This window comes from Limnobacter thiooxidans, assembly GCF_036323495.1.
Lineage (GTDB): Bacteria > Pseudomonadota > Gammaproteobacteria > Burkholderiales > Burkholderiaceae_B > Limnobacter > Limnobacter thiooxidans.
On the sequence record NZ_AP028947.1, the window covers coordinates 760,069 to 782,385 of the forward strand.

A 22,317-nucleotide genomic window follows, 5' to 3' on the forward strand; every position below is an offset into this window, starting at 1 on the left:
GTTCACCGATTTGTGGAAACCCCTAGCGACAGCCTTACTGGCTGAGCCTATAATTTTCGGTTCTGTTGTTCACCTCAAAGAGAAGATTATATGGCTCAACCAATGGATCAGCGCTTCAGGCAGGCCGCCCTTGAATATCACGAATTTCCAAAGCCTGGGAAATTGCAGATTTCGGCGACAAAAAGCCTAGTCAACCAGCGCGATCTGGCCCTGGCCTATTCCCCGGGTGTGGCGGCAGCTTGTGAAGAAATTGAAGCCGACCCCTCTACGGCAGTACGTTACACCGCCAAAGCGAACCTGGTCGGTGTGGTCACCAATGGTACGGCTGTGCTGGGCCTTGGAAACATAGGCCCATTGGCCGCCAAGCCTGTGATGGAAGGCAAAGCCGTCCTGTTCAAGAAGTTTGCGGGTATTGATGTGTTCGACATTGAAATCAATGAGAACGATCCCGACAAGCTGATTGAAATCATTGCCTCGCTTGAGCCGACCTTCGGTGGCATCAATCTGGAGGACATCAAGGCTCCTGACTGTTTCAAGGTCGAGCGGGCCTTGCGTGGCCGTATGAACATTCCTGTGTTTCACGATGATCAGCACGGTACCGCCATTGTGGTGGGTGCAGCCATCCTGAACGGTCTGGAAGTGATCGGCAAAAAGCTCAATGAGGTGAAGTTTGTGGTGTCGGGCGCGGGCGCTGCGGCATTGGCTTGCCTTGAACTGCTGGTGGAATTGGGCTTGCCCCGCGAGCACGTGTGGGTGACTGACATTGATGGCGTGGTTTACAAGGGCCGCCCGGTCAATATGGACCCGGACAAGGACCTGTTTGCACAGGATACCACTGCCCGCACATTGGCCGATGTCATCAAGGATGCAGATGTATTTTTGGGCCTGTCTGCCGGTGGCGTACTGAAACAGGACATGGTGCGTGCCATGGGCCCCAAACCCCTGATCCTGGCACTGGCCAACCCAACCCCTGAAATTCTTCCCGAGTTGGTGAAGGAAGTACGTGACGACGTCATCATGTGTACCGGGCGCACGGATTACCCGAACCAGGTGAACAACGTGCTGTGTTTCCCCTTCATTTTCAGGGGTGCGCTGGATGTGGGTGCCACAACCATTACCAAGGAAATGGAAATCGCAGCAGTTCGTGCAGTGGCTGAACTGGCCCGCAAGGAGCAGTCTGATGTCGTGGCTTCAGCCTACCGCACCCAGAATTTGAGTTTTGGCCCTGAATATCTGATTCCAAAGCCGTTTGACCCACGCCTGATTGTGCACATTGCCCCTGCTGTGGCCAAAGCTGCAATGGAAAGCGGTGTGGCCACGCGGCCTATCGCGGATCTGGAAGCTTACAAAGATCAGCTGCAACAATTTGTGTACCACTCAGGTACTTTCATGAAGCCGATTTTCGCGGTGGCCAAGCGCTGTGTAGCTGAAACCCCTCAAACCTCGCGCATCGTGTTTGCCGAGGGTGAGGACGAGCGCGTAATGCGCGCAGTGCAGGTGGTGGTCGATGAAGGCGTGGCCAAACCCATCATGATCGGACGCCCTGCTGTTATTGAACGCAGGCTGGAGCGTTTTGGTTTGCGCATCAAGCCCGGCGTTGATTTCGAGTTGATCAACCCGGAATACGATGAACGCTACAAAGACTACTGGCGCACTTATCACGACCTTACCAAGCGCAAAGGCGTGACTGAAGCTTATGCCAAAATTGAAATGCGTCGCCGCAATACCTTGATTGGCTCCATGCTGATCCACAAGGGCAATGCAGACGGCATGATTTGCGGCACATTCGGTACCCATTCCCTGCATTTGCATTACGTGAACCAGGTGCTTGGCCTGCGTGCGGGATGCAACACTTATGGTGCAATGAATGGTTTGATGTTGCCCAATCGCCAAGTGTTTTTGGTGGACACGCATGTGAACTACGACCCCACAGCCGAGCAGGTCGCTGAAATTACCTTGATGGCTGCGGAAGAAATGCTGCGTCTGGGTGTGCAGCCCAAAGCAGCCTTGCTGTCGCATTCAAATTTTGGTTCAAGCAATCAACCTTCAGCTGTGAAAATGCGAGAGGCCTTGCAAATTCTTCGTGACATTGCACCCTGGCTTGAAGTGGATGGTGAAATGCACGGCGACTGCGCAATCGATGAGGCGGTGCGCAACACCATCTTCTCGGGCTCCACCCTGACAGGCGAGGCCAACCTGCTGGTTTGCCCCAACATTGATGCAGCCAATATTTCTTACAACCTGTTGAAATCAGCGGCTGGCAATGGCATTGCAGTAGGGCCGATTTTGTTGGGTTCGGACAAGCCTGTCCACATTCTTACGGCTTCTGCCACCGTACGGCGTATTGTCAACATGGCTGCACTGGCCGTGCTGGATGCCAACTCAGAGCGGGTCAGTTCAATTTAAACCTCTGTGTTAAAGCAAAAAATGGGCGTGCAAGGCACGCCTTTTTTTGTTTTTGGTTTTGTGGTTTGTGTCGCACACTGATTTCATGAGCGATCCAAACCCATTTCAAATTGAAGAAGACGAAGACATCACTGGCTTGGTGTTGTCGGGCGGTGGAGCACGTGCTGCCTATCAAGTCGGGGTGCTTCATCAGCTGGCCAAGTGGTTTGAGCAGGAAAACAAGCGCGAATTCGATTTCCCCTTCAAAATTTTGTGCGGTACATCCGCAGGGGCGATCAATGCTGCAGCACTGGCCTGTGCTGGGCGCAACTTTTACCAGTCCACCGAACGCATGATGAGGGTTTGGGAAAACTTCAGTTCCGACCAGGTATTCAGATCGGATTCACTGGGCATCATTCGAACAGGCGCACGCTGGCTTTCCGCCCTGTCGATTGGCTGGATGTTGCGCAAGCGCCCCAAGTGTTTGCTCGACAACTCGCCTTTGTCCCATTTGTTGAACCAACTGCTGCATTTCAGGCGATTGGATGAAGCCCTTGAAAACGGCACCATTCACGCTTTGGCTGTGACTGCGTCCAGCTACAGCTCGGGTCGAAGTGTGACGTTCTTCCAAACCCAAAAAGTGATTGAGTCCTGGGCCAGAACGCAGCGCGTTGCTTTACCTGATCGTATTACTGTGGAACATCTGCTGGCGTCGGCTGCCATTCCCTTTGTATTTCCTTCAATCAAGTTGGACATTGAAGGAAAAATGGAATACTTCGGTGATGGCTCCATTCGCCAATTGGCACCCATCAGCCCGGCGATTCACCTGGGGGCCAACAGGGTCATGGTGATCGGGTCGAGTCAATCCGAGAAAGATCACACTGCTGCCATCGAAATGCAGAATGCTTACCCAAGCTTGGCGCAAATTGCAGGGCACGCCATGGCCTCCATATTTTTGGATAGTTTGTCCATTGATATTGAACGTTTGAGCCGGGTGAACAAAACACTGGGCTTGTTGCCACCGGAAATGGCAACCCGTACCACGCTCAAGCCGATTGAGTTGCTGGTGATTTCACCCTCAGAGCGTATTGATGAAATCGCGGCGCAGCACACGCAAGACTTGCCACGCCCCGTGCGCACATTGATGTCGGCCCTGGGTGCGACCGAGGCAAGCGGTTCATCACTGGCCAGTTATTTGCTGTTCGAAGCCAACTACACCCGCGAGTTGATTCGCATGGGAATTGCCGACACCATCGCCAAGCGCGAAGAGGTCTACGCGTTCTTTCATTTGGGAAAGTCTGGCGGCTAACTTGATTGCCCAGCCAAGTTACAATGGGTTCTTCCAAGGTAGTTCGGGCGCACTTCTTCCATGTCTTCATCAATTGTATCTGCAGCCTGGCATGCCAGAATGACCCAGGCCGATGGGCCTGAAGGTTTGTGCATTGCTAGCGGGTTGCCGGCCAAGATCATCACCACTTTTGATCTCCACGATGTGCCTTCCAGGATTGAACAAGCCCATGCATTGGCCTTGCAGGGCATGGCAGTTGTGGGTGGGTTGACGTATGAAGCTGCCCCGGCATTTGACAAGTCACTGGCAGTTCAGTCCGGTTCAGGGTTCCCATTGCTTGAGTTTCAGGCATTCAATGCGGATCAAATTTCACTTTTGCCATTTAACCAACTGCAAGGTTTGTCTTCAAACGTGGCTTGTAACCCCTGGTGTGATGAGCAAACCCATGTGGAGTATGTTGAATCGTTCGAGAAGGTTCGCAAGGCAATAGAAGCGGGCGAGTTTTACCAGATCAACCTGACTACTCGTTTGAAAGCGAAAAGCGGACAGATCGATGCATGGCAGTTGTTTCAACATTTGTATCTGACCCAGCCCGCGCCACAAAGCGTGTTTCTGCGGGGCAGTGCATTCAATGTGATCAGCCTGTCGCCTGAGCTGTTTTTTCACTGGGATGGGAAGTCGTTGACCACGGCCCCTATGAAAGGTACACGTCAGCCACTTGCAGGCAGTTTTGACGTGTTAAGTGACAGTGAAAAAGACCGTGCAGAAAATGTGATGATTGTGGATTTGCTGCGCAACGACATGGCCAAGGTTTGTCAGCCACGGTCTGTCCAGGTGCGGTCACTGTTTGATGTGATGCATTTACCCACTGTAGACCAAATGACATCCAGCATTGCCGGGCAAACCTTGCCGGGTACTGGTTTGAAGGACGTGTTTGCCGCATTGTTTCCCTGTGGCAGCGTAACGGGTGCGCCAAAATCACAGGCGATGATGCGAATTGCGCAATGGGAAAAGGCACCGCGCCGGTTTTATTGCGGAGCTTTGGGCCTGCTCAGCCCTGGTGGTGCTGCCCATTTCAATGTGCCAATTCGAACAGTAATCGAGCACAGGGGCGAGCTGGAATATGGTGTCGGCAGCGGAATTACCTGGTACTCCACGCTTGTTGATGAGAAAAAGGAATGGTGGCAAAAGACAGTTTTTCTTCGGGAATCGACCGCAGATTTTCGCGTACTCGAAACCTTGCGACTGGAAAACGGCCAATGGCACAATCTGGACGCGCACTTGCAGCGCATGTCGAACACCGCCAACTATTTTTCATACGTGTGGGATGAACACACTGTTCGACAGGCTTTGATGTCGGCTGCCCAAGCCAATCGAGCCGGGCTGTACCGCGCGCGTTGCTTGTTGAGCGCAACCGGCGGGTTTGAATTGGAGTTGCATGCTTTTGAGCAAGCGAACAAACCGGTGCAGTTACGCTTGGCATCAAAGCCGATGGACGCTTCGCCGGAATTTTTGCTGCATAAAACCACCCATCGGCCGGAATACGACGCTTTTCAACGCGAGGCAGGCAACTCTTTTGATGTTGTGCTGTTCAACGCGCAAGGCAACCTGACGGAGACCTGTCGTTGCAACATTGTTCTTAAAATGAACGGTGAGCTGCTGACGTCACAAATTTCTGAAAGTACAGGGACTTATTTGTTGCCCGGGGTGTTTCGCGAACAACTTTTAAGAGAAAATGCCATTCGGCAGGCCACGTTGAATGTGGCGGATTTGCAGCGTGCAGAGGAAGTCTGGTTGATCAATAGCCTGCGCGGCTGGGTTCCGGTGTCAACGATAGTGAGAAGTGACGGCAAGCTGATTTTTTCAAACAATACACAATAAACAAAAATCCAAGGGACTTGACATGAACCCGACCACCATTGAAATCATCGGCGCAAGCCTGTTCGCCATTGCGGTGATCCACACGTTTTCAACCAAGTATTTTGAGCGGCTCGCCCACACCCACCCCAATCATTCCGGGCTTTGGCATTTGCTGGGTGAAGTCGAAGCGGTGTTTGGTTTCTGGGCCATGGTACTAGTGGTGTTCATGTTTTTCGTGGTCGGCAAAGACAGCGCGATTGATTACGTGGACACGCGCAATTACACCGAACCCCTTTTCGTATTCGCCATCATGGTGATTGCGGCCAGCAAACCGATCCTGGTGCTGGCTGGTCGAATTGTGCGTGTGGTTGCATCGGTCATACCGATTGACCGGCAGGTGGCGTACTTTTTCACCACCTTGTCGATTGTGCCTTTGCTGGGTTCATTCATTACCGAACCCGCAGCCATGACCCTGGCCGCATTTCTGTTGCGCGACCGGTTTTATTCACAGGGCATCAGCAACAAACTGATGTACGGTACCTTGGGCGTGTTGTTTGTGAACATTTCCATTGGTGGCACGTTAACACCTTTTGCCGCACCACCTGTGTTGATGGTGGCCGCCAAGTGGGGGTTTGACATGCAGTTCATGCTGACCACCTTTGGCTGGCGCGCAGCCACAGCCGTGTTTGTGAATGCGGCGGTGCTCACATTCCTGTTTTCCAAGGAATTGACCGCGATGAAAAAGCCTTCGGAAAATGGCCCCAAGGAAGACATGCCATTCTGGGTGATCGGCACGCACTTATTGTTTTTGGTTGCCGTGGTAGTGTTTGCGCATCACCCCGCCGTGTTCATGGGGCTGTTTTTGTTTTTCCTGGGCTACACCACTGCGTACAGTCGCTATCAGGACAAGTTGATTCTAAAGGAAGGTTTGATGGTTGCCTTTTTCCTGGCCGGCTTGGTGGTGCTTGGCGGGATGCAGGCCTGGTGGTTACAGGACGTGTTGAAGGAAATGAGTCCCACTGCGTTGTACTATGGTGCAACTGCGCTGACGGCGATTACGGACAATGCAGCCCTGACTTATCTGGGCTCTCTGGTGGAGGGCGTGGACGACCAGTTCAAGTATGCACTGGTGGCTGGTGCTGTGACTGGCGGTGGCTTGACCGTGATTGCGAATGCACCCAACCCGGCTGGTTTCGCAATTTTGCAAAGGTATTTTAATGACGGGGCCATCAACCCGGGCAAGCTGTTTATCGCTGCCTTGGGCCCAACGCTGGTGGCTGTTGTGGCTTTCCAGTTTTTGTAATTTGCCTTCAGGACAATTGGTTTGAACGAACAAGACGTCAATTTCAATAATCAGGAGCCAGCCATCGAGCTGCCTCATGATCTTGACGATGCACAGCGGGCGTTGGCCGAAGTGCAGGCCTTGTTGCGTAAACAGAAAGTCATTGAAAGCGTCGTTCATAACCATCAAAACACAGTCAACCCCGAGCGGCAAAGTTTGGTCGAGGAGTTGGTGCATCGCCAGCACCTCACCGAACTGGGCAACAAGCTGTACCTGCTTCACCCGGCTGACGTGGCCTACGTGCTGGAAAGCTTGCCGCAGGAAGAGCGGATGCTGGTGTGGGGTTTGGTGCGGTCTGATCGCGACGGCGACATTCTGCTTGAGCTCAGCGATGCGGTCCGTGAAACCCTCATCAAATCGATGGACAGCGAAGAGCTGTTCGCTGCCACCGAGTCGCTGGATGCCGATGAAATTGCGGAGCTGGCGCCGGATCTGCCACGCGACGTGGTGGAGAAGCTGGCCAGTAGCCTAAGCCTGGAAGAGCGCGAACAGCTGCGCGCAGCCATGAGCTACCCCGAAGACACCGTGGGCGCACGCATGGATTTCGACATGGTGACCATCCGTGACGATGTGTCCCTGGAAGTGGTATTACGCTACCTGCGCCGATTTGATGAATTGCCCGATCAGACTGACCAAGTGTTTGTGGTTGACCGTCTTGATCACTTCAAGGGCAGCCTGCCGCTGGACCGTTTGTTGGTGAATGAGCCGGAAACGCTGGTGAGCGAAGTCATGAGCCGGGAAGTGCTGATGCTTTCGGCACTGGACGATGCCTACGAGGCCGCCCAGGCGTTTGAGCGTTATGACCTGGTGTCTGCCCCGGTGCTCGACCCGTCCGGCAAGCTGATCGGGCGGCTCACGGTGAATGAAGTGGTCGATGTGATCCGCGAAGAAAGCGAGGCTGACCTGCTTTCCAGTGCCGGTTTGCGTGAAGAGGAAGATTTGTTCGCCTCGGTGTGGGAGTCGGCCAAAAACCGTTGGTTGTGGCTGGGTCTGAATTTGTGCACGGCGTTTTTTGCCAGCCGTGTGATCGACACCTTTGAAGGCACGATTGCCAAGGTCGTAGCCTTGGCTACCCTGATGCCGATTGTGGCGGGTATTGCAGGCAATTCCGGCAACCAGACCATGACATTGATGATTCGCTCTCTGGCCTTGGGACAGGTGACGGCCGCCAACTTCAAGTTGCTGTTGAAAAAGGAATTGGCCATTGCCGGCCTGAATGGGTTGGTGTGGGGAAGTTTGGCCGGGCTTGCAGCTTTCGGCTTGTACTTTGGCTCGCCCAATGCTGTCATGCTGGGCCTGCTCATGACCCTGGCCGTGATGTTGAATCTGCTGGTGGGTTCGCTGGTGGGGGTCATGGTGCCTTTGGGCCTGGAAAAAATGGGGCGCGACCCGGCGATGGGTTCTTCGGTGTTGTTGACCTTCACCACCGATAGCATGGGGTTCTTCATTTTCCTGGGGCTTGCCTCCCTGTTTTTCTAAAACATGCATTTGATGCAGCAGCCGTCCGTTTCCATTGTCGTACCCGTTTACAACGAGGTTCCGAACCAGCACGATGATTCCTTTCGAGTGCGGATTCAAGGTTTGCTGGCCTTGCTTCGCCCATGTGATGAGTTGGTGCTGGTAGACGGCGGGTCAATCGATTTCAGTTGGCCAACCATTAAGGCATTGGCATCCCATCCTCAAGTTTCAGCAATTCAAAGTGAAAAAGGCCGGGCGCGGCAAATGAATGCAGGCGCGGCGAAAGCACATGGCGATGTGCTGCTGTTCCTGCATGCAGACACTGTATTGAAAATTGAGGCCTGGCAGGAATTCATTCAAAAGCTGGGTGCGAACGGCAATGCTGCATTTTGGGGACGTTTCGATGTGCGCATCAGCGGCGAGAGCAAGTGGCTTCCCATGGTGGCCTGGTTCATGAACCAGCGATCGCGTTTGAGCAAAATTGGTACGGGTGACCAGGGCTTGTTTCTTGGGCGTGACCTGTTTGAACGCGTGGGCGGCTTTCCTGAACAACCCCTGATGGAAGACATTGAGCTGTGCAAGCGCTTGAAGCGCATTGCACCCCGACAGTTTGTGCCCATCCGCAAACCGTTGGTGACCTCTGGCCGACGCTGGGATGTGCACGGTGCTTGGAAAACCATTGTGCTGATGTGGCGGTTTCGTTATCAATATTGGCGAGGTGTTTCTGCACAAGAACTGGCCAGGCAATATGCCGACACGCGAGAAAAGCGGTCCTTGACTGTGGCTGTGTTTGCCAAGTACCCACAAGCAGGTCGGGTCAAGACCCGTTTGGAGCCATTGTTAGGCGCTGATCAGTGCGCCGAATTTGCCCGCTACCTGCTGTTGAGTACTCTGGACAAACTGCATGGTGTGAATGTCGTGTTGTGGACCGATGGCGGCACCGATGCGGAATGGGACGCTTTGCTTGAAGGGAGTCAATTTTCCGGGCCCGTTCAGCGCCATATTCAACCGACCGGGCATTTGGGCTTACGCATGGAATGCGCGGTGCAAACACATTTGAAAGAATCCCGCGTGGTGGTGTTGCTGGGGCCTGATGCGGTGCAGTTCAGCAAGACTGATCTTCAGCAACTGGAGCGTGCCGCGCAAACCCACAGCATGGCTTTTGTTCCCGCGCTGGATGGGGGTTACGTGGCCCTGGCCTGCACCCGGTGCGTGCCCGCAGTATTTTCAGAAACCATTCGCTGGGGTACGGCCAGTGTGGCGGAACAGACCAAAGCCGCTTTGCACATGCAGTGCATTTCTGCACAATGGTTTCAAGCCCAGATGGACATTGATGAGCCCGATGATTTGAAAGCCGCAATACAACATGGGTTTGTGCCCGAAGATTGGGCCACGCACTATTCTTGAGGAGCCGGCATGTTTTTATTGAATACCCCGATTAAAAGTGTACTGACAGTGTTTGCCGTTTTTGGTTTTGGCTTGGGTGTTGCCCATGCGGCAGAAGCTTTGGCCCCTTGGCCCACCGACCCGGCCGCGAACATGCCTGCGGCCTGGAAACCCCAGTACCACCCGGATATTGCAGCCCACACCCAATTCAAATTCATCAGGCAAGGCGACAAAACCCTGCTGCAAGCGGATGCAGACAGCGCCTACGGCACGCTGGTCCACGCCTTTTCCAAGCCAGTTGAATTGAAAGTCCTCGGTTGGGAATGGCAAGTGTTGACCCACCCCGCGAAGGCAAACTTGCAAACCAAGGCAGGTGATGACGCTGGGGCCAAGTTGTGTGCCTTTGTGCAAATTGACGAATCCCGTTTGGGTTTGGGCACGCGTTTGGCATTGGCCGCGGCCCGAACTGTGTCCGGTGAGCGGCTGCCTGCCGCAACCCTGTGCTATGTGTGGGGCGCACCCGGTGAGAAGGTAGGCCAGGTGTTTGACAACCCTTACACAGAACGGGTGAAAAATATCGTGGTTCGCGACACAGCCACGGCCAGCGAACTGATCGCCGAGAACCGGGATTTGCAAGCCGACGCGCGCAAGGCCTTTGGCAAGGAGTTGCCCGAAGGGCCGGTGAAGTTCACCGGAATTGCGCTGGGTGCCGATTCAGACAACACCAAATCCAAGGCGAGGGCGTTGTTTGGTAAAGTCAGTGCCAAATGAATAACAAGTCAGTGTCGAGTTGTTACTGACTCAAATTCATGGTCTTCACAATGCGCTCGCAGTAGCGGGCGATCTGATCGATTTCCAGGTTCACAGGGCTTCCCGCTTTCAAATGTTTCAGCGTGGTCATTTGAACAGTGTGCGGAATCAGGTTGATGTGAATGTCGCATTCACCGCTTGCGTGGTCATCAACCTTGTTCACCGTCAGGCTGACGCCATTGACAGTCACTGAGCCTTTGTAGGCAAAAAAAGCGGCCAGCATTTGGGGTGCGCGAATTTGCAGGTGCCAGCTTTCGCCGACGGGCTCGAATTCGACCACGCTGCCTAGCCCGTCCACGTGCCCGCTGACCAGGTGGCCACCCACGCGATCAGACAGCCGCATCGCTTTTTCCAGATTCACCTCGCCGGGCTGGCTTAGGCCCACAGTTTTTGACAGGCTTTCATGCGACACATCCACATGAAAAGTGTGGTTGCCCATGGCCACCACGGTCATGCAGGCGCCTTGAATGGCAATGCTGTCGCCCAGTTTGACATCCGAGAAATCAAGGGTGGGGGCATGCACGGCGAGGCGAACACCCGCATAGGCGGAGTTCTGAAGGGGTTCTACGGATTCAATCTTGCCGATGGATTCAATGATGCCAGTGAACATGTGTGCTACTACTCCTGATTGTTGCGGACCCACACAATGAGCAGGTCTCGTCCTTTTTGTTCAAATGAATGGATTGCCCAGTCAAGGGTGGCCGGCAAAGTTTCTTGTTCAGGCAGACGAAACAGGCCAAGGCCTGCACCGAGGAAGCGGGGGGCCACGTACTGCACAACTTCATCCACCAGCCCGGCTTGCATGAATGATCCGTTTAGGCCAAAACCTGCTTCAAGGTGCAGTTCATTGATGCCGCGCCGCGCCAACTCCTGCAGCAGGCGGAGCAGGTCTGTTTTTACCTTGCCAGCATGCAGGCCTGCCGCGACCGGCGCAACATTGAGCGCCTCGATGTTGGCTGCATTGGGGTGGGTGCTCAGCCAAGCCGGCAATTGTGGCTCTGTGTGCGCAATCAGCACCCGACCTGTTTGCAGCAACAGCGCATCGGGTGAAATTTCCAGTTTGCTGTCCACAATCACTTTCAGTGGTTGGCGGTCTGTCTCTATGCCACGCACATTCAGTTGCGGGTTGTCTGCCTTTACCGTGCCGATACCACTGAGCACCGCGCAGGCTTGGGCGCGCAGGTGATGTCCGTCCAGCCGTGCTTCGGGGCCAGTGATCCATTGGCTTGTGCTGTTGTTCAGCGCGGTGACGCCATCCGCACTGCTGGCTACTTTCAGGCGTACCCAAGGGCGCTTGCGCTCCATGCGGCTGAAAAAGCCGCGGTTGATCCAGCGTGCCTGTTCAACCAGCACACCTTGTACCGTTTCAATTCCTGCGGCCCTCAGTATCGCCATGCCTTTGCCTGCAACCAAAGGGTTGGGGTCGAGTACTGCGGCCACCACGCGGGCGACGCCGGTTGCCACCAGGGCCTCGGCACACGGTCCGGTGCGGCCATGGTGGGCACAGGGCTCCAAGGTGACATAGGCCGTGCTGCCCTGAAGCGACACGCCTTGTGCACGGGCTTGGGCAATGGCTTGCACCTCGGCATGGCCCTCACCGGCACGAACATGGAAGCCTTCTGCAATGGCAACACCATCGCGCACAAACACGCAACCCACACGCGGATTGGGTGTGGTGCTGTACTGGCCTTTCCAGGCCAGGTTCAATGCATGGCGCATCCAGTGTTCATCGTTGGGGTGTGGAGTACCCATGGTCTCAAGCGCCTTTTTTGGCGGTGCTGGCTTTGGGCTTGGTGTGACCTTTGGCATTTTCCGCAGGTGCAGTCAGGTGGGCAATTTCTTCGGAAAAGCTTTGCAAGTCTTCAAAGCTTTTGTAAACCGATGCAAAACGAATGTATGCCACGGTATCGAGTTGCTTGAGTTGTTGCATCACCAGTTCGCCGAGGAACTTGGTGCTGACTTCGCGGACCGCACTGATCAGCAGTTTTTCTTCGATGCTGGACAGGGCTTCGTCAATGGCCTCTGCCGGAACAGGCCGCTTGCGCAGAGCCAACATCAGGCTTCCACGCAATTTGTCTTTGGAGTAATCGACCCGTGAGCCGTCTTTTTTGACAATGGCGGGCAGAAACAGTTCTGCCCGCTCATAGGTAGTGAACCGTTTGCCGCAACTGCCGCATTGCCGACGGCGGCGAATCGCGTCTCCTTCTTCAGAAGTACGCGAATCGACCACTTGGGTATCGGCGTTGCTGCAGAACGGGCATTTCATAACGCCGCGTTTCCTGACTTACTTGTAAACAGGGAACTGGCTGGTCAATTCCTTGACCTTGGCTCGAACCTCAGCCAATGCGGCTTCGTTGTCGTGGTTTTCCAACGCGTCGGCAATCAGGTGACCCACTGCACGGGCCTGTTCTTCCTTGAAACCGCGTGTTGTCATGGCCGGGCTGCCCAAGCGGATACCGCTGGTGACAAATGGCTTTTCAGGATCATTTGGAATTGCGTTCTTGTTCACGGTGATGTGTGCACTGCCCAACACGGCTTCAGCAGCCTTGCCAGTGATGCCTTTGGCACGAAGATCCACCAGCATGACGTGGCTTTCCGTACGGCCGGACACAATGCGCAGTCCGCGTTCAACCAGTGTTTCGGCCAGAGCCTTGGCGTTGGCCACCACTTGCTGCTGGTAGGCCTTGAACTCAGGCTGCAGTGCTTCGTGGAAGGCAACAGCCTTGCCGGCGATGACATGCATCAAGGGGCCACCCTGAATACCGGGGAAAATCGCGCTGTTGATTTTCTTGGCCAGCTCTTCTTTCATCAAAATGATGCCGCCACGTGGGCCGCGCAGCGACTTGTGCGTGGTGGATGTACACACATCGGCGTGTGGTACAGGATTGGGGTACACGCCGGCTGCAATCAGGCCTGAATAGTGGGCCATATCCACCATGTAGTAGGCACCGACTTCCTTGGCGATTCTTGCAAAACGTTCAAAGTCGATGTGCAGGGAATAGGCCGAGGCACCGGCGATGATGATTTTTGGCATGTGTTCACGCGCCAGAGCTTCCATCTTGTCATAGTCGATGGCTTCGTCCTCGTTCAAACCGTAGGACACCACGTTAAACCACTTGCCAGACATGTTCAGTGGCATGCCGTGGGTCAGGTGACCCCCTTCAGCCAATGACAACCCCATGATGGTATCGCCGGGTTGAAGCAGGGCAAAGAACACGGCCTGGTTGGCCTGTGAGCCGGAGTTTGGCTGTACGTTGGCCGCTTCTGCGCCAAACAGCTTTTTGAGGCGTTCGATGGCCAGATCTTCCACCACGTCCACGTATTCGCAGCCACCGTAGTAGCGCTTGCCGGGGTAGCCTTCGGCGTATTTGTTGGTCAGTTGTGAACCCTGTGCTTCCATCACGGCTGGGCTGGCGTAGTTTTCAGACGCGATCAGCTCGATGTGGTCTTCCTGGCGGGTTGTTTCCTGCTGCATGGCAGTCCACAATTCGGGGTCGGTTTGGGCGATGCCCTTTTGGCGGTCAAACATAACGATTTCCGGAAAGGATTGGGTTCAAGACAAGCCCGTTATTCTAATTGATTTCAAGCGATTCGACCATCGACTTCGTCCATGTTTTGGCCCGAGGCGTCAAGGTTCAAATGCCCCGTCCAGGCCCAGACCGGGATGTTCCAAACACCCTGAGAATCAAGCTCTATCACGTTCAGCGCACAATTGGGCAATTGCCAGCTCCGCTGCTTTTGGAGGGGTTCCCCTAGGCAATGCCGGTAAATACAATCGAGTACACCGCCATGGGCCACCAGCAGAACTGTTTCGCCATGCCTTTCGTGCGCAATTTGTTCAAAAGCTGCTGTTACTCGATGATAAAACCCGGCAAGGCTTTCACCTCCGGCAAGAGATGCTTCGGGTGTGCGTTCACGAAGGCCCCGGTATTCCGCGGGGCTTTTGGCCTGCATTTCATCGGCAGTCAGGCCTGACAAATGTCCGTAATGACGCTCTCTGAAGCTGGCGTTCAGCTCAATGGGGGGTATCTTCTCGCCATGGATGGCCTTGGCAGTGGTGTGGGCCCGGTTCAGGTCGCTGCTGACGCAGTGCTGGTAAAGGGCAGTGTTCGCCAACTCCAATTGGTCGAAGTAGCGCCTGATGTGTGCTGCCTGGCGTAAGCCATGTGCGTTCAATGCGATGTCCGTGTGGCCCTGAAACCGTTTTTCGCGGTTCCAGTCTGTCTCGCCATGGCGCACCAAAATAAAGCGGGTGCTCACCGGTTTTTTACCGACAACTGCACCAAAATCAAGGGCTTGGGTGTTCAATTCAGGTGCACCTTGGCAAAGCGGCGTTTGCCGACCTGGATCACGTAACTGCCTTTCCCCAGACGAATTGCCTTGTCAGAGACCTTTTCGCCCTCAATTTTGACACCGCCCTGCTGGATGTTGCGGTTGGCGTCGCTGCTGCTGTCGCACAGGCCCGCAGCTTTCAGTACCCATGCCACGCCGGCATCGGCTTCACCGGCAGGCAAATCCAGATTCACTTCGGGCAGGTCGTCGGGTAAGGCCCCTTGTTTGAAGCGGGCTTCGAACTCGGCCAATGCCTCGCTTGCGGCCTGCTGGTCATGGAAACGTGCTACCAGTTCCTGCGCCAAGGCCACCTTGGCGTTGCGCGGGTTCTCGCCGTTGGCGCAGGCTGCTTTCAAGGCCTCAATTTCAGCAGTGGATTTAAAGCTGAGCAGGGTGTACCAGTTCCACATCAATTCATCGGAAATGGACATGACCTTGCCGAACATATTGGAAGGCGTTTCTGTAACGCCCACGTAGTTGTTCTTGGACTTGGACATTTTGTCCACCCCATCCGTGCCCACCAGCAGTGGCATGGTGAGCACGCACTGCTGGGCCTGACCATGTTGTTTTTGCAATTCACGACCAACCAGCAAGTTGAACTTCTGGTCTGTGCCGCCAATTTCCAGGTCGGATTTAAGTGCGACTGAGTCGTAGCCCTGCATCAAGGGGTACAGAAATTCATGAATGGCAATGGGCACGCCGCCCTGGTAGCGCTTTGTAAAGTCTTCCCTTTCCAGCATCCTGGCCACTGTGTAGCTGGATGCCAGTTTGATCATGCCGTCTGCACCCAAAGGCATGCACCATTCACTGTTGAAACGGATTTCGGTTTTCTCGGCATCCAGAATTTTTACGGCTTGCTGGTGATAGGTTTTTGCATTGTCCTGAATTTGTTCGCGTGTCAGGGGGGGGCGGGTGCTGTTCCGGCCCGATGGATCGCCGATCATCGACGTGAAGTCACCGATCAGGAAAATGACCTGGTGGCCCAAATCTTGCAACTGACGCAGCTTGTTGAGCACGACTGTGTGGCCCAAATGAATATCAGGGGCTGTGGGGTCGAGGCCCAGTTTGATACGAAGGGGTTTGCCACTTGTTTCGCTTTGAACCAGCTTTTTGATCCATTCCGATTCAATCAGCAGTTCTTCAAACCCGCGTTTGGTTACGGCCAGAGCGTGTTTAACAGATTCTGACAAATTGTCAGTAATGTCAGTATTAATCGGTGTGCTTCTATCAGGTGACTGGTTCATATTGCAATCCTTTGTTACACTCTGGCTGGTCGTAGTGTTGTATTTTTGAAAATAGTGCTGATTGTGGGCGATCGGCAACGTGAAATTTCACACCTTTAAAACTAAAACATGATGCTTCAGAAATTTTTAGAGCGAGCAATCGCCGCGTGTGGAAAGGGTTTCGATGTTTCCAGACGCCTCGTGCAGTCGGGTCTGCAGTACGCAGACGACGCCTTACCTGAATCACACAACCACAGAAAGTGGGTCATTGTAGGGTTTTTTTCTTTCCCTGTTCTCGGCGCAGTGGTTGCAATCGCGGGGTCTGTTCAAAATTCTCCCGTGGATTCTGCTTTGTCGAATTCCGAAGTGGTCATCGAGGCAGTTGAACTGAATCTGGCCGATCAGGGTATTTTTACCTTCGAGCCGTTGGTTGCCGAAGAGCGCATTCGTCGTGGCGACACCTTGGTGAGCCTTTTGGATCGCATGGGCGTCAATACCCAGGGTTTGGGTCCCTTCATGGCGCAAGACAAAATTGCAAAAAGCCTTGTCAACCTGCGTGCAGGGCGTGTGCTGAGCGTTCAACAAGGCGCCGATGGCGATCTGAAGTGGTTGCGCTACAAAAGCGATCTGGATGAAGACAAGCAAGAGTCAATCCTGATCCAGAAGATGAATGGTCAATTTACCGCCAAACTTGAGTCAGTCAACTTTGAGAAGCAGGTGGTGTTTCGTGCGGGGCAGATTGAATCTTCCCTGTTTGCAGCGGCAGACAAGGCTGGTTTACCAGACTCCGTGGCCATTCAGTTGACCGAAATTTTTTCCTCTGACATTGACTTCCACCGTGAACTGCGCAAGGGCGACGAGTTCAAGGTGGTTTATGAGGACATGACTCTGGAAGGGCGCTCAGCCCGTGCCGGGCGTGTGCTGGCGGTTGAGTTTGTCAACAACAACAAGCCATACAAAGCGTACTGGTTCAAACCCAATGGCAACCAGTCTGCTGCCTACTATGACGAGGACGGCCGTAGCCTGAAGAAATCATTCTTGCGTTCTCCTTTGGCCTTTTCCAGAATTTCCTCCGGGTTTACCACGCGCCGCTTCCACCCCATTCAACAACGCTGGAAAGCGCACAATGGCGTCGATTACGCAGCACCCACAGGCACACCCATCATGGCGACCGCCAGCGGCACTGTGAAGTTTTCTGGTGTGCAGAATGGCTACGGCAACTTCGTGGAAATCCAGCATCACAGTGGCTACAGCACGGCGTATGCGCACTTGTCCCGTTTCGCAAGTGGTATTCGAGTGGGCCAGAAAGTGCAGCAAGGCGATGTGATTGGGTACGTGGGGGCAACAGGTTGGGCAACAGGCCCACACCTGCACTACGAGTTCCGCGTGAACCGGGTTCCCAAGAACCCGCTGAGCATTACTGTAGCCCAGTCTGAACCTTTGGATCGTGCAGCCATTTCCGAATTCAAGCGCGTTCAGCTTGCACTGGATCGCCGCATGGAATTGGCCACAGCACAAAGCGTGGCGCGTGCGCAGTAAGCAATGATTGTTTTTGGCGCAATGTCTGGTACCAGTACTGACGGTGTGGATGTTGCAGCCATACAGATTGATCCCCGGAACGCCGAAATGCGTTTTCTGGGGGTTGCCAGTCTGGAATTCCCACCTTTGTTGCGGCAAGATTTGCTTGCCCTGCAGCAAATCCCCCCCCGGTTTCCCGACGGCTCTGATCCCCTTTCAATTTTGTTGACTGCCCGGCGTGACCTTTCATTGGTGTACGCAGAGGCCTGCAACGACCTACTGGCATTGTTAGGCCTTGAGGCTCGTGATGTTCGTGTTGTTGGCGCCCATGGACAAACCCTTCGGCATCGTCCGGATCTGGGATACACCTACCAAATGCTGGACGGTGCGCTGCTGGCTACCCGACTTGGTGTGGATGTGGTTTGTGACCTGCGATCCAAAGATGTTGCACTGGGTGGGCAGGGGGCGCCGCTGGTGCCCGCTTTTCACCAAGCGTGGCTGAATGCGAAGGGTGTTTTTGGTCGTACAGGCGTGCTGAATCTGGGTGGATTTTCCAACCTGAGCATACTCAACGGACATGATTCGCCGGTGACTGGTGGCGACTGTGGTCCTGCCAATTGTCTGATGGACCTGTGGGCCCAGCGAGCCTTTCGCTTGCCGATGGATGAGGATGGACTTATCGCCTCAAGCGGGCAACCGTCGGAGCCTTTGCTGGACTTGTTTTTGGCACATCCTTTCTTTGCTCAGTCATGGCCCAAAAGCACAGGCCGTGACGATTTCAACGAACAATGGTTTGACGGCTGCCTTGCCGCCCACTCGGGCTTGTCTGATGAAGACGTCATGGCAACACTGTTGGCTTTTGCGGTCAAAGTAATCAAGTTGACGCTGCCACAGGACATCGATCAAGTGTACGTATGCGGTGGGGGTGCGAAAAACTCTGCCCTGATGAATCAACTGCGCTTCGATTGTGCCCCGGTGGAATTCTTGCCAATTGAAAATCTGGGTCTACCTGCGCAGGCGGTTGAAGCCGCCGCGTTTGCATGGCTGGCCAGTCAGAATATCACCGGGCAACATGGCAATTGTCCAGCCGTAACCGGGGCAGAGCGGTTTGCTGTGCTGGGTGCACTTCACCTAGCCCGCTAACCCGGGCTGGCACCAAATTCCGTGAATCAGATGGACATGGCCGCCTTGGCCTGTGGGGCACTGCTTGCGCCGAATTGTACGGACATGTGTTCGCCAGCCAAGCCTTTTTCACGGGCTGGGAAAAGCTCAGTGATTACATGGAGCCCCGCGTCCTGCAGATTGGGATTCATTGGAATCCGGATCATTTCTTTGTAAAACTCAATCTGGGCATTGCTTTCCTGGCTGGCATTGTAAATCAGGATGCAACAGGGCTCGTAATCCAGAAGCGACCCAAGCAGCTTGAGTTGGTCAATCGCATTCGTTTTCTGGCTCGAATCGCCCGCATACAAGATATAAACAGGGGACATGCCCTTTCTCAAGGCGCTGAGGTAGGCGCGATAAGCACCATGCAGGTTGAAGTCAACTCGGTCAAATCCGTTGGTTGGCAGTCTCCGCTGAATTTCAAGCAAATGCTCCGGAGTCATGGCCATGACTTGCACATCAAACACGCTTTCCTTGCGGTAGCTTGGAAGTTTCCAGCGCTGGGACACTTCTGCTTCACAAGGCAAAACAACCTCGAAAACAGACCCCGCCAGCCTGCCGTTGAAGTATCGGTTGCGACACTCGGTCTTGGCCAGGATCTGTTCACTCAAATCTCGCACGATGTTCGAACCATGCCCCCAGCCCTTGTTGTGCAGGGCGACTTTGTCGTTTTCGATGCCAGAGCCGGTGTCTGCGATCTGAAGGCACAATTTCCCGTTTCGCCTGCGAAGGCCGACCACTACGCCCCCTTTGTCGGTGTATTTGATTGCGTTGTCCAAGCCATTTCGGATGATTTTCGACAAGGCTTCCTTGTTGCTGAATACAGTCAACTCGCTGGGTACGTAACGTATTTGCAGCTGTTTGACTTCAGCCAACAGTCGGTATTCTTCAATCAAGGGCGCAACAATTTCGTTCAGGGAGACGTTTTGAAGTGCGGTACTGTTGTCTTCCGAGGGGTACCGAATGGCATTGCCCAACTGGTCAAAAAAATCTTCCAGCATGTTTTTGAGGGCTTTCTGGGCGGTTTGAATGTGCTGGTAGCGTGCTGTCACTTCAGGGTCTTTGGATATGGCTTTGCCCACACTGGCAAGAATTCCTAGGGTGCTCAAGGGCTGACGCAAATCGTGGCGAAAATCTTTCAAGACGCGTCGCCCTTTGAATGCAAGCTTCATGACTTCCTGGTCCACTTTCTGTTGTGCATTCTTTCGTCTTCTGGTTCGTGTTCGTGAAAAGTCCTGAAAACCCATGTGAAATACACAGGTCACCAGAAGCAGGTTGTAGAAACCATTCACCGAGGAATGAGTGAGCCAACCAGGGGGTAGATCGTAAATATGAAGATGAAAGGCAAAACTGACGAAGCCATAAAACAGGCTGAAATAGACTGCCTTGACCAAGGTGATCTTTGGCAGGTTACTGTAGCTTTTCGTGATGGCTAACAGGCACAACGTTTGAAGGGCGATCATGCACAGTGAAAAGCCTGGTATCTCCCCTGGCGCACTGGCCAGTGCCGCCAGGCAACCAATTCCGAATGGAAGCAAGGCTGACTTTTCCGCACCTACTTTTCCCCGCCGGCGCCCCAGAAATGCACAGGCGAAAAACAGGAATGACAGCAGCTTCAGGCCAGCATGTAGTGGCGTGTTCGGCGCAAGTTCGCTGAAGTTCTCATGTCCGAATACCAAAAAGCCGAGCAGCAGAATACCAATCACTGCACAGGCATTCTGGCGCTGATTGGGCAGGTGGTTGGCAAAAAATGGGTAAGTTGCAATACCCAATAACATGGCAAGCGCTGTAAATGAGTAGGGCATCATCTTGTTGTTGTGTGACCCGCTGAACAAGTCAGCGGGTTAGGTCGTTAAACCAAAGCCGCCGCATTCAGGCGGGGAATTTTTCGATACAAACTGACTGCTTGAGTTCTGTTCTTGACATTCATGCGGGTAAAGATTTCACGCAAGTGGGTCTTGATTGTTTCAGGGGACAGATCAAGTTTCCTTGCAATTTCTTTGTTCGAAAGACCCGACGCAAGGTAGTGCATCACCTGCTGCTGTTTGTGCGTCAGCTGAATTCCGTTGTTCTGACCCAGACGCCCGGTGATGTGCTCACCGTTGGTTTGGCGATTGGACAGGGCATTGGGTCTCCATTGAACCTGAACACCTGCACGGGTCAATGCCTCGAGCAATACCGAGGAGGTTTGTTCAAAGCCTTCTGATTTGGACAGTGTCCAGGAGGGGGCCTGTTGGTTGGGCACAATGGAAGCCAGCAGATTGTCGTCACCACTCATGATCAGCATGGGCAAGTTGGGGTTTAGCTGGCTCAGGGTGTCAATAACCTCCTGACCTTGCGCGTCGGGCAGGCGCAAATCAGTAATGATCAGGGCTGGCGAGTTTTTGCTCCACAGGTCCTTGGCGTGGGCGACACTGGCTGCGCACAGGATGTCTGCATTGGTGGCCACAAATTCCACCAAGTCTTTAATGCCTGTGGCAAAAAGGGGATGATCTTCGATCACCAGAATTTGATTTGACGGCATTGTGTCTCCTCCCGAGGAGTTGCTAGTTTAAAAGGTGTCACCAGATGTGAGCATATGAACATCTTTATTGGATTAACACTTTTTTCCAACCCTCTTTAGGGGGAGTTAATCGCTTTGAGCTCACCCAGTCAATAGGCATTGTCCGCAAAAGTTTCCGTTTATGCTCATGTACCTTCGTTCTGTCTGCTCAATTACTCAGATTCCACCAGTCAAATTGACAGGGTTGGGGACGACTCGGTGTCGACTGCACCGCTTTTCATTACAATAACCCCAAAGAACAGTCGATTGAACGGTGCGAACACAAGGTTCGAGCAGAATAAATGAGAGCAAGATTAAGTGGTGCCTCCAAGCCGGCAGACGAAACCCAAGCCCGGGTTCGCCGCAAGGAACAAACCCGCCAGAACCTGATGCAGGCCGCCCTGACCCTGGTGGGAAATGGCAGCAGCTTCACTGCGCTTGGCATTCGCGAAATTACGCGTGAAGCCGGTGTGGTGCCAACTGCCTTTTACCGACATTTCAAAACCACGGACGAATTGGGTCTTGCCCTGGTTGAAGACGGCGGAATTACGTTACGTCGCTTGCTTCGTGAGGCGAGGCAGGCCAGTCTGCCGGGCGAGGACATGATCCGCCATTCGGTCAGTGTCTTTGTGACTTACCTCAAGCAACACCACCTCGAGTGGCGCTTCATCAGTTCGGAACGTTCTGGCGGATCGCAATTGTTGCGCAATGCCATTCGAAATGAGATTGCCCATTTCACCAATGAAATGGCCAGTGACCTGCGTTTGCTGAATATTTTCCCTGGCCTGTCTACGCACACTTTGACGCTGATATGCAGCCTGGTCGTGACACTGATGATGAATTCGGCCACCGATTTTCTGGATGCCCGCGCAGATCAACCCCAGATTGAAAGAGAAATGCTCGACAATTTCGTCAAGCAGATCGTGATGGTATTTCTGGGGGCCGCACACTGGGAAGAAGAGCCGACCAAGTCGCTGCTCAGTGGCATATCCAAGCCAAAATGAGCAAG

The 22,317-nt window shown here is 53.9% G+C and carries 18 protein-coding genes; 10 read left to right on the forward strand and 8 right to left on the reverse strand.

All coding sequences use genetic code 11. From position 1 onward, the window contains the following. Positions 1-90 precede the first annotated feature (90 nt). From RGQ30_RS03425 to RGQ30_RS03455, 7 genes are all read left to right on the forward strand, one after another. On the forward strand, positions 91-2,406 hold the full coding sequence (locus RGQ30_RS03425) for an NADP-dependent malic enzyme (RefSeq protein WP_338284734.1): 2,316 nt from the start codon (positions 91-93) through the stop codon (positions 2,404-2,406). Positions 2,407-2,491: 85 nt separating this feature from the next. Then, the gene (locus RGQ30_RS03430) at positions 2,492-3,694 is read left to right on the forward strand and encodes a patatin-like phospholipase family protein (RefSeq protein ID WP_130558315.1); all 1,203 of its coding nucleotides are present in this window, start codon (positions 2,492-2,494) and stop codon (positions 3,692-3,694) included. 60 nt (positions 3,695-3,754) lie between these two features. After that, positions 3,755-5,554, forward strand: coding sequence for a chorismate-binding protein (locus RGQ30_RS03435; protein WP_130558314.1), 1,800 nt, complete (start codon positions 3,755-3,757; stop codon positions 5,552-5,554). Between the two features lie 22 nt (positions 5,555-5,576). Continuing rightward, on the forward strand, positions 5,577-6,836 hold the full coding sequence (locus tag RGQ30_RS03440) for a putative Na+/H+ antiporter (protein ID WP_130558313.1): 1,260 nt from the start codon (positions 5,577-5,579) through the stop codon (positions 6,834-6,836). 21 nt (positions 6,837-6,857) lie between these two features. Next, a complete protein-coding gene (gene mgtE, locus RGQ30_RS03445) occupies positions 6,858-8,354 on the forward strand; it encodes a magnesium transporter (RefSeq protein WP_298219011.1) in 1,497 nt (498 codons plus the stop codon). Between the two features lie 12 nt (positions 8,355-8,366). Then, on the forward strand, positions 8,367-9,740 hold the full coding sequence (locus tag RGQ30_RS03450) for a TIGR04283 family arsenosugar biosynthesis glycosyltransferase (RefSeq protein ID WP_298219013.1): 1,374 nt from the start codon (positions 8,367-8,369) through the stop codon (positions 9,738-9,740). 9 nt (positions 9,741-9,749) lie between these two features. Further along, the gene (locus RGQ30_RS03455) at positions 9,750-10,490 is read left to right on the forward strand and encodes a DUF3047 domain-containing protein (protein WP_130558311.1); all 741 of its coding nucleotides are present in this window, start codon (positions 9,750-9,752) and stop codon (positions 10,488-10,490) included. Between the two features lie 22 nt (positions 10,491-10,512). Here RGQ30_RS03455 and RGQ30_RS03460 read toward each other — a convergent pair whose 3' ends face one another. Genes RGQ30_RS03460 through tyrS form a run of 6 tightly spaced genes read right to left on the reverse strand, consistent with a single transcriptional unit; the run spans position 10,513 to position 16,105 of the window. Continuing rightward, positions 10,513-11,139, reverse strand: coding sequence for a riboflavin synthase (locus RGQ30_RS03460; protein WP_130558310.1), 627 nt, complete (start codon positions 11,137-11,139; stop codon positions 10,513-10,515). Between the two features lie 8 nt (positions 11,140-11,147). Further along, on the reverse strand, positions 11,148-12,281 hold the full coding sequence (gene ribD, locus RGQ30_RS03465; RefSeq protein ID WP_130558309.1) for a bifunctional diaminohydroxyphosphoribosylaminopyrimidine deaminase/5-amino-6-(5-phosphoribosylamino)uracil reductase RibD: 1,134 nt from the start codon (positions 12,279-12,281) through the stop codon (positions 11,148-11,150). Between the two features lie 4 nt (positions 12,282-12,285). Next, complete coding sequence (gene nrdR / locus RGQ30_RS03470; RefSeq protein WP_130558308.1) at positions 12,286-12,795, reverse strand: transcriptional regulator NrdR; 510 nt, start codon at positions 12,793-12,795, stop codon at positions 12,286-12,288. Between the two features lie 18 nt (positions 12,796-12,813). Next, the gene (gene glyA / locus RGQ30_RS03475; protein ID WP_130558307.1) at positions 12,814-14,058 is read right to left on the reverse strand and encodes a serine hydroxymethyltransferase; all 1,245 of its coding nucleotides are present in this window, start codon (positions 14,056-14,058) and stop codon (positions 12,814-12,816) included. Between the two features lie 53 nt (positions 14,059-14,111). Further along, a complete protein-coding gene (locus tag RGQ30_RS03480; protein ID WP_130558306.1) occupies positions 14,112-14,837 on the reverse strand; it encodes a histidine phosphatase family protein in 726 nt (241 codons plus the stop codon). Further along, entirely contained in the window at positions 14,834-16,105 is a 1,272-nt protein-coding gene (gene tyrS / locus RGQ30_RS03485) for a tyrosine--tRNA ligase (protein ID WP_130558305.1), read from the reverse strand. Before tyrS ends, RGQ30_RS03480 begins: the two co-directional genes overlap by 4 nt. Positions 16,106-16,435: 330 nt before the next feature. Here tyrS and RGQ30_RS03490 point away from each other — a divergent pair, with 330 nt between their 5' ends. Together RGQ30_RS03490 and RGQ30_RS03495 are read left to right on the forward strand one after the other, a co-directional pair. Further along, positions 16,436-17,623 carry a peptidoglycan DD-metalloendopeptidase family protein gene (locus RGQ30_RS03490; RefSeq protein WP_298219024.1) on the forward strand — a complete coding sequence of 396 codons (1,188 nt, stop codon included), beginning with the start codon at positions 16,436-16,438 and terminating at the stop codon, positions 17,621-17,623. 3 nt (positions 17,624-17,626) lie between these two features. Beyond that, positions 17,627-18,745 (forward strand): anhydro-N-acetylmuramic acid kinase, encoded by a 1,119-nt coding sequence (locus RGQ30_RS03495; protein WP_130558303.1) that lies wholly within the window; start codon positions 17,627-17,629, stop codon positions 18,743-18,745. A 26-nt stretch (positions 18,746-18,771) separates the two neighbouring features. Here RGQ30_RS03495 and RGQ30_RS03500 read toward each other — a convergent pair whose 3' ends face one another. Next, entirely contained in the window at positions 18,772-20,571 is a 1,800-nt protein-coding gene (locus RGQ30_RS03500) for a sensor histidine kinase (RefSeq protein ID WP_298219026.1), read from the reverse strand. A gap of 47 nt (positions 20,572-20,618) precedes the next feature. Next, on the reverse strand, positions 20,619-21,290 hold the full coding sequence (locus RGQ30_RS03505; protein WP_130558301.1) for a response regulator transcription factor: 672 nt from the start codon (positions 21,288-21,290) through the stop codon (positions 20,619-20,621). A gap of 320 nt (positions 21,291-21,610) precedes the next feature. On the opposite strand from RGQ30_RS03505, the gene fabR reads away from it, so the two are divergent. Continuing rightward, positions 21,611-22,312: an HTH-type transcriptional repressor FabR gene (fabR, locus tag RGQ30_RS03510; RefSeq protein ID WP_130558300.1), complete on the forward strand. Its 702-nt coding sequence runs from the start codon at positions 21,611-21,613 to the stop codon at positions 22,310-22,312. Positions 22,313-22,317: the final 5 nt, after the last annotated feature.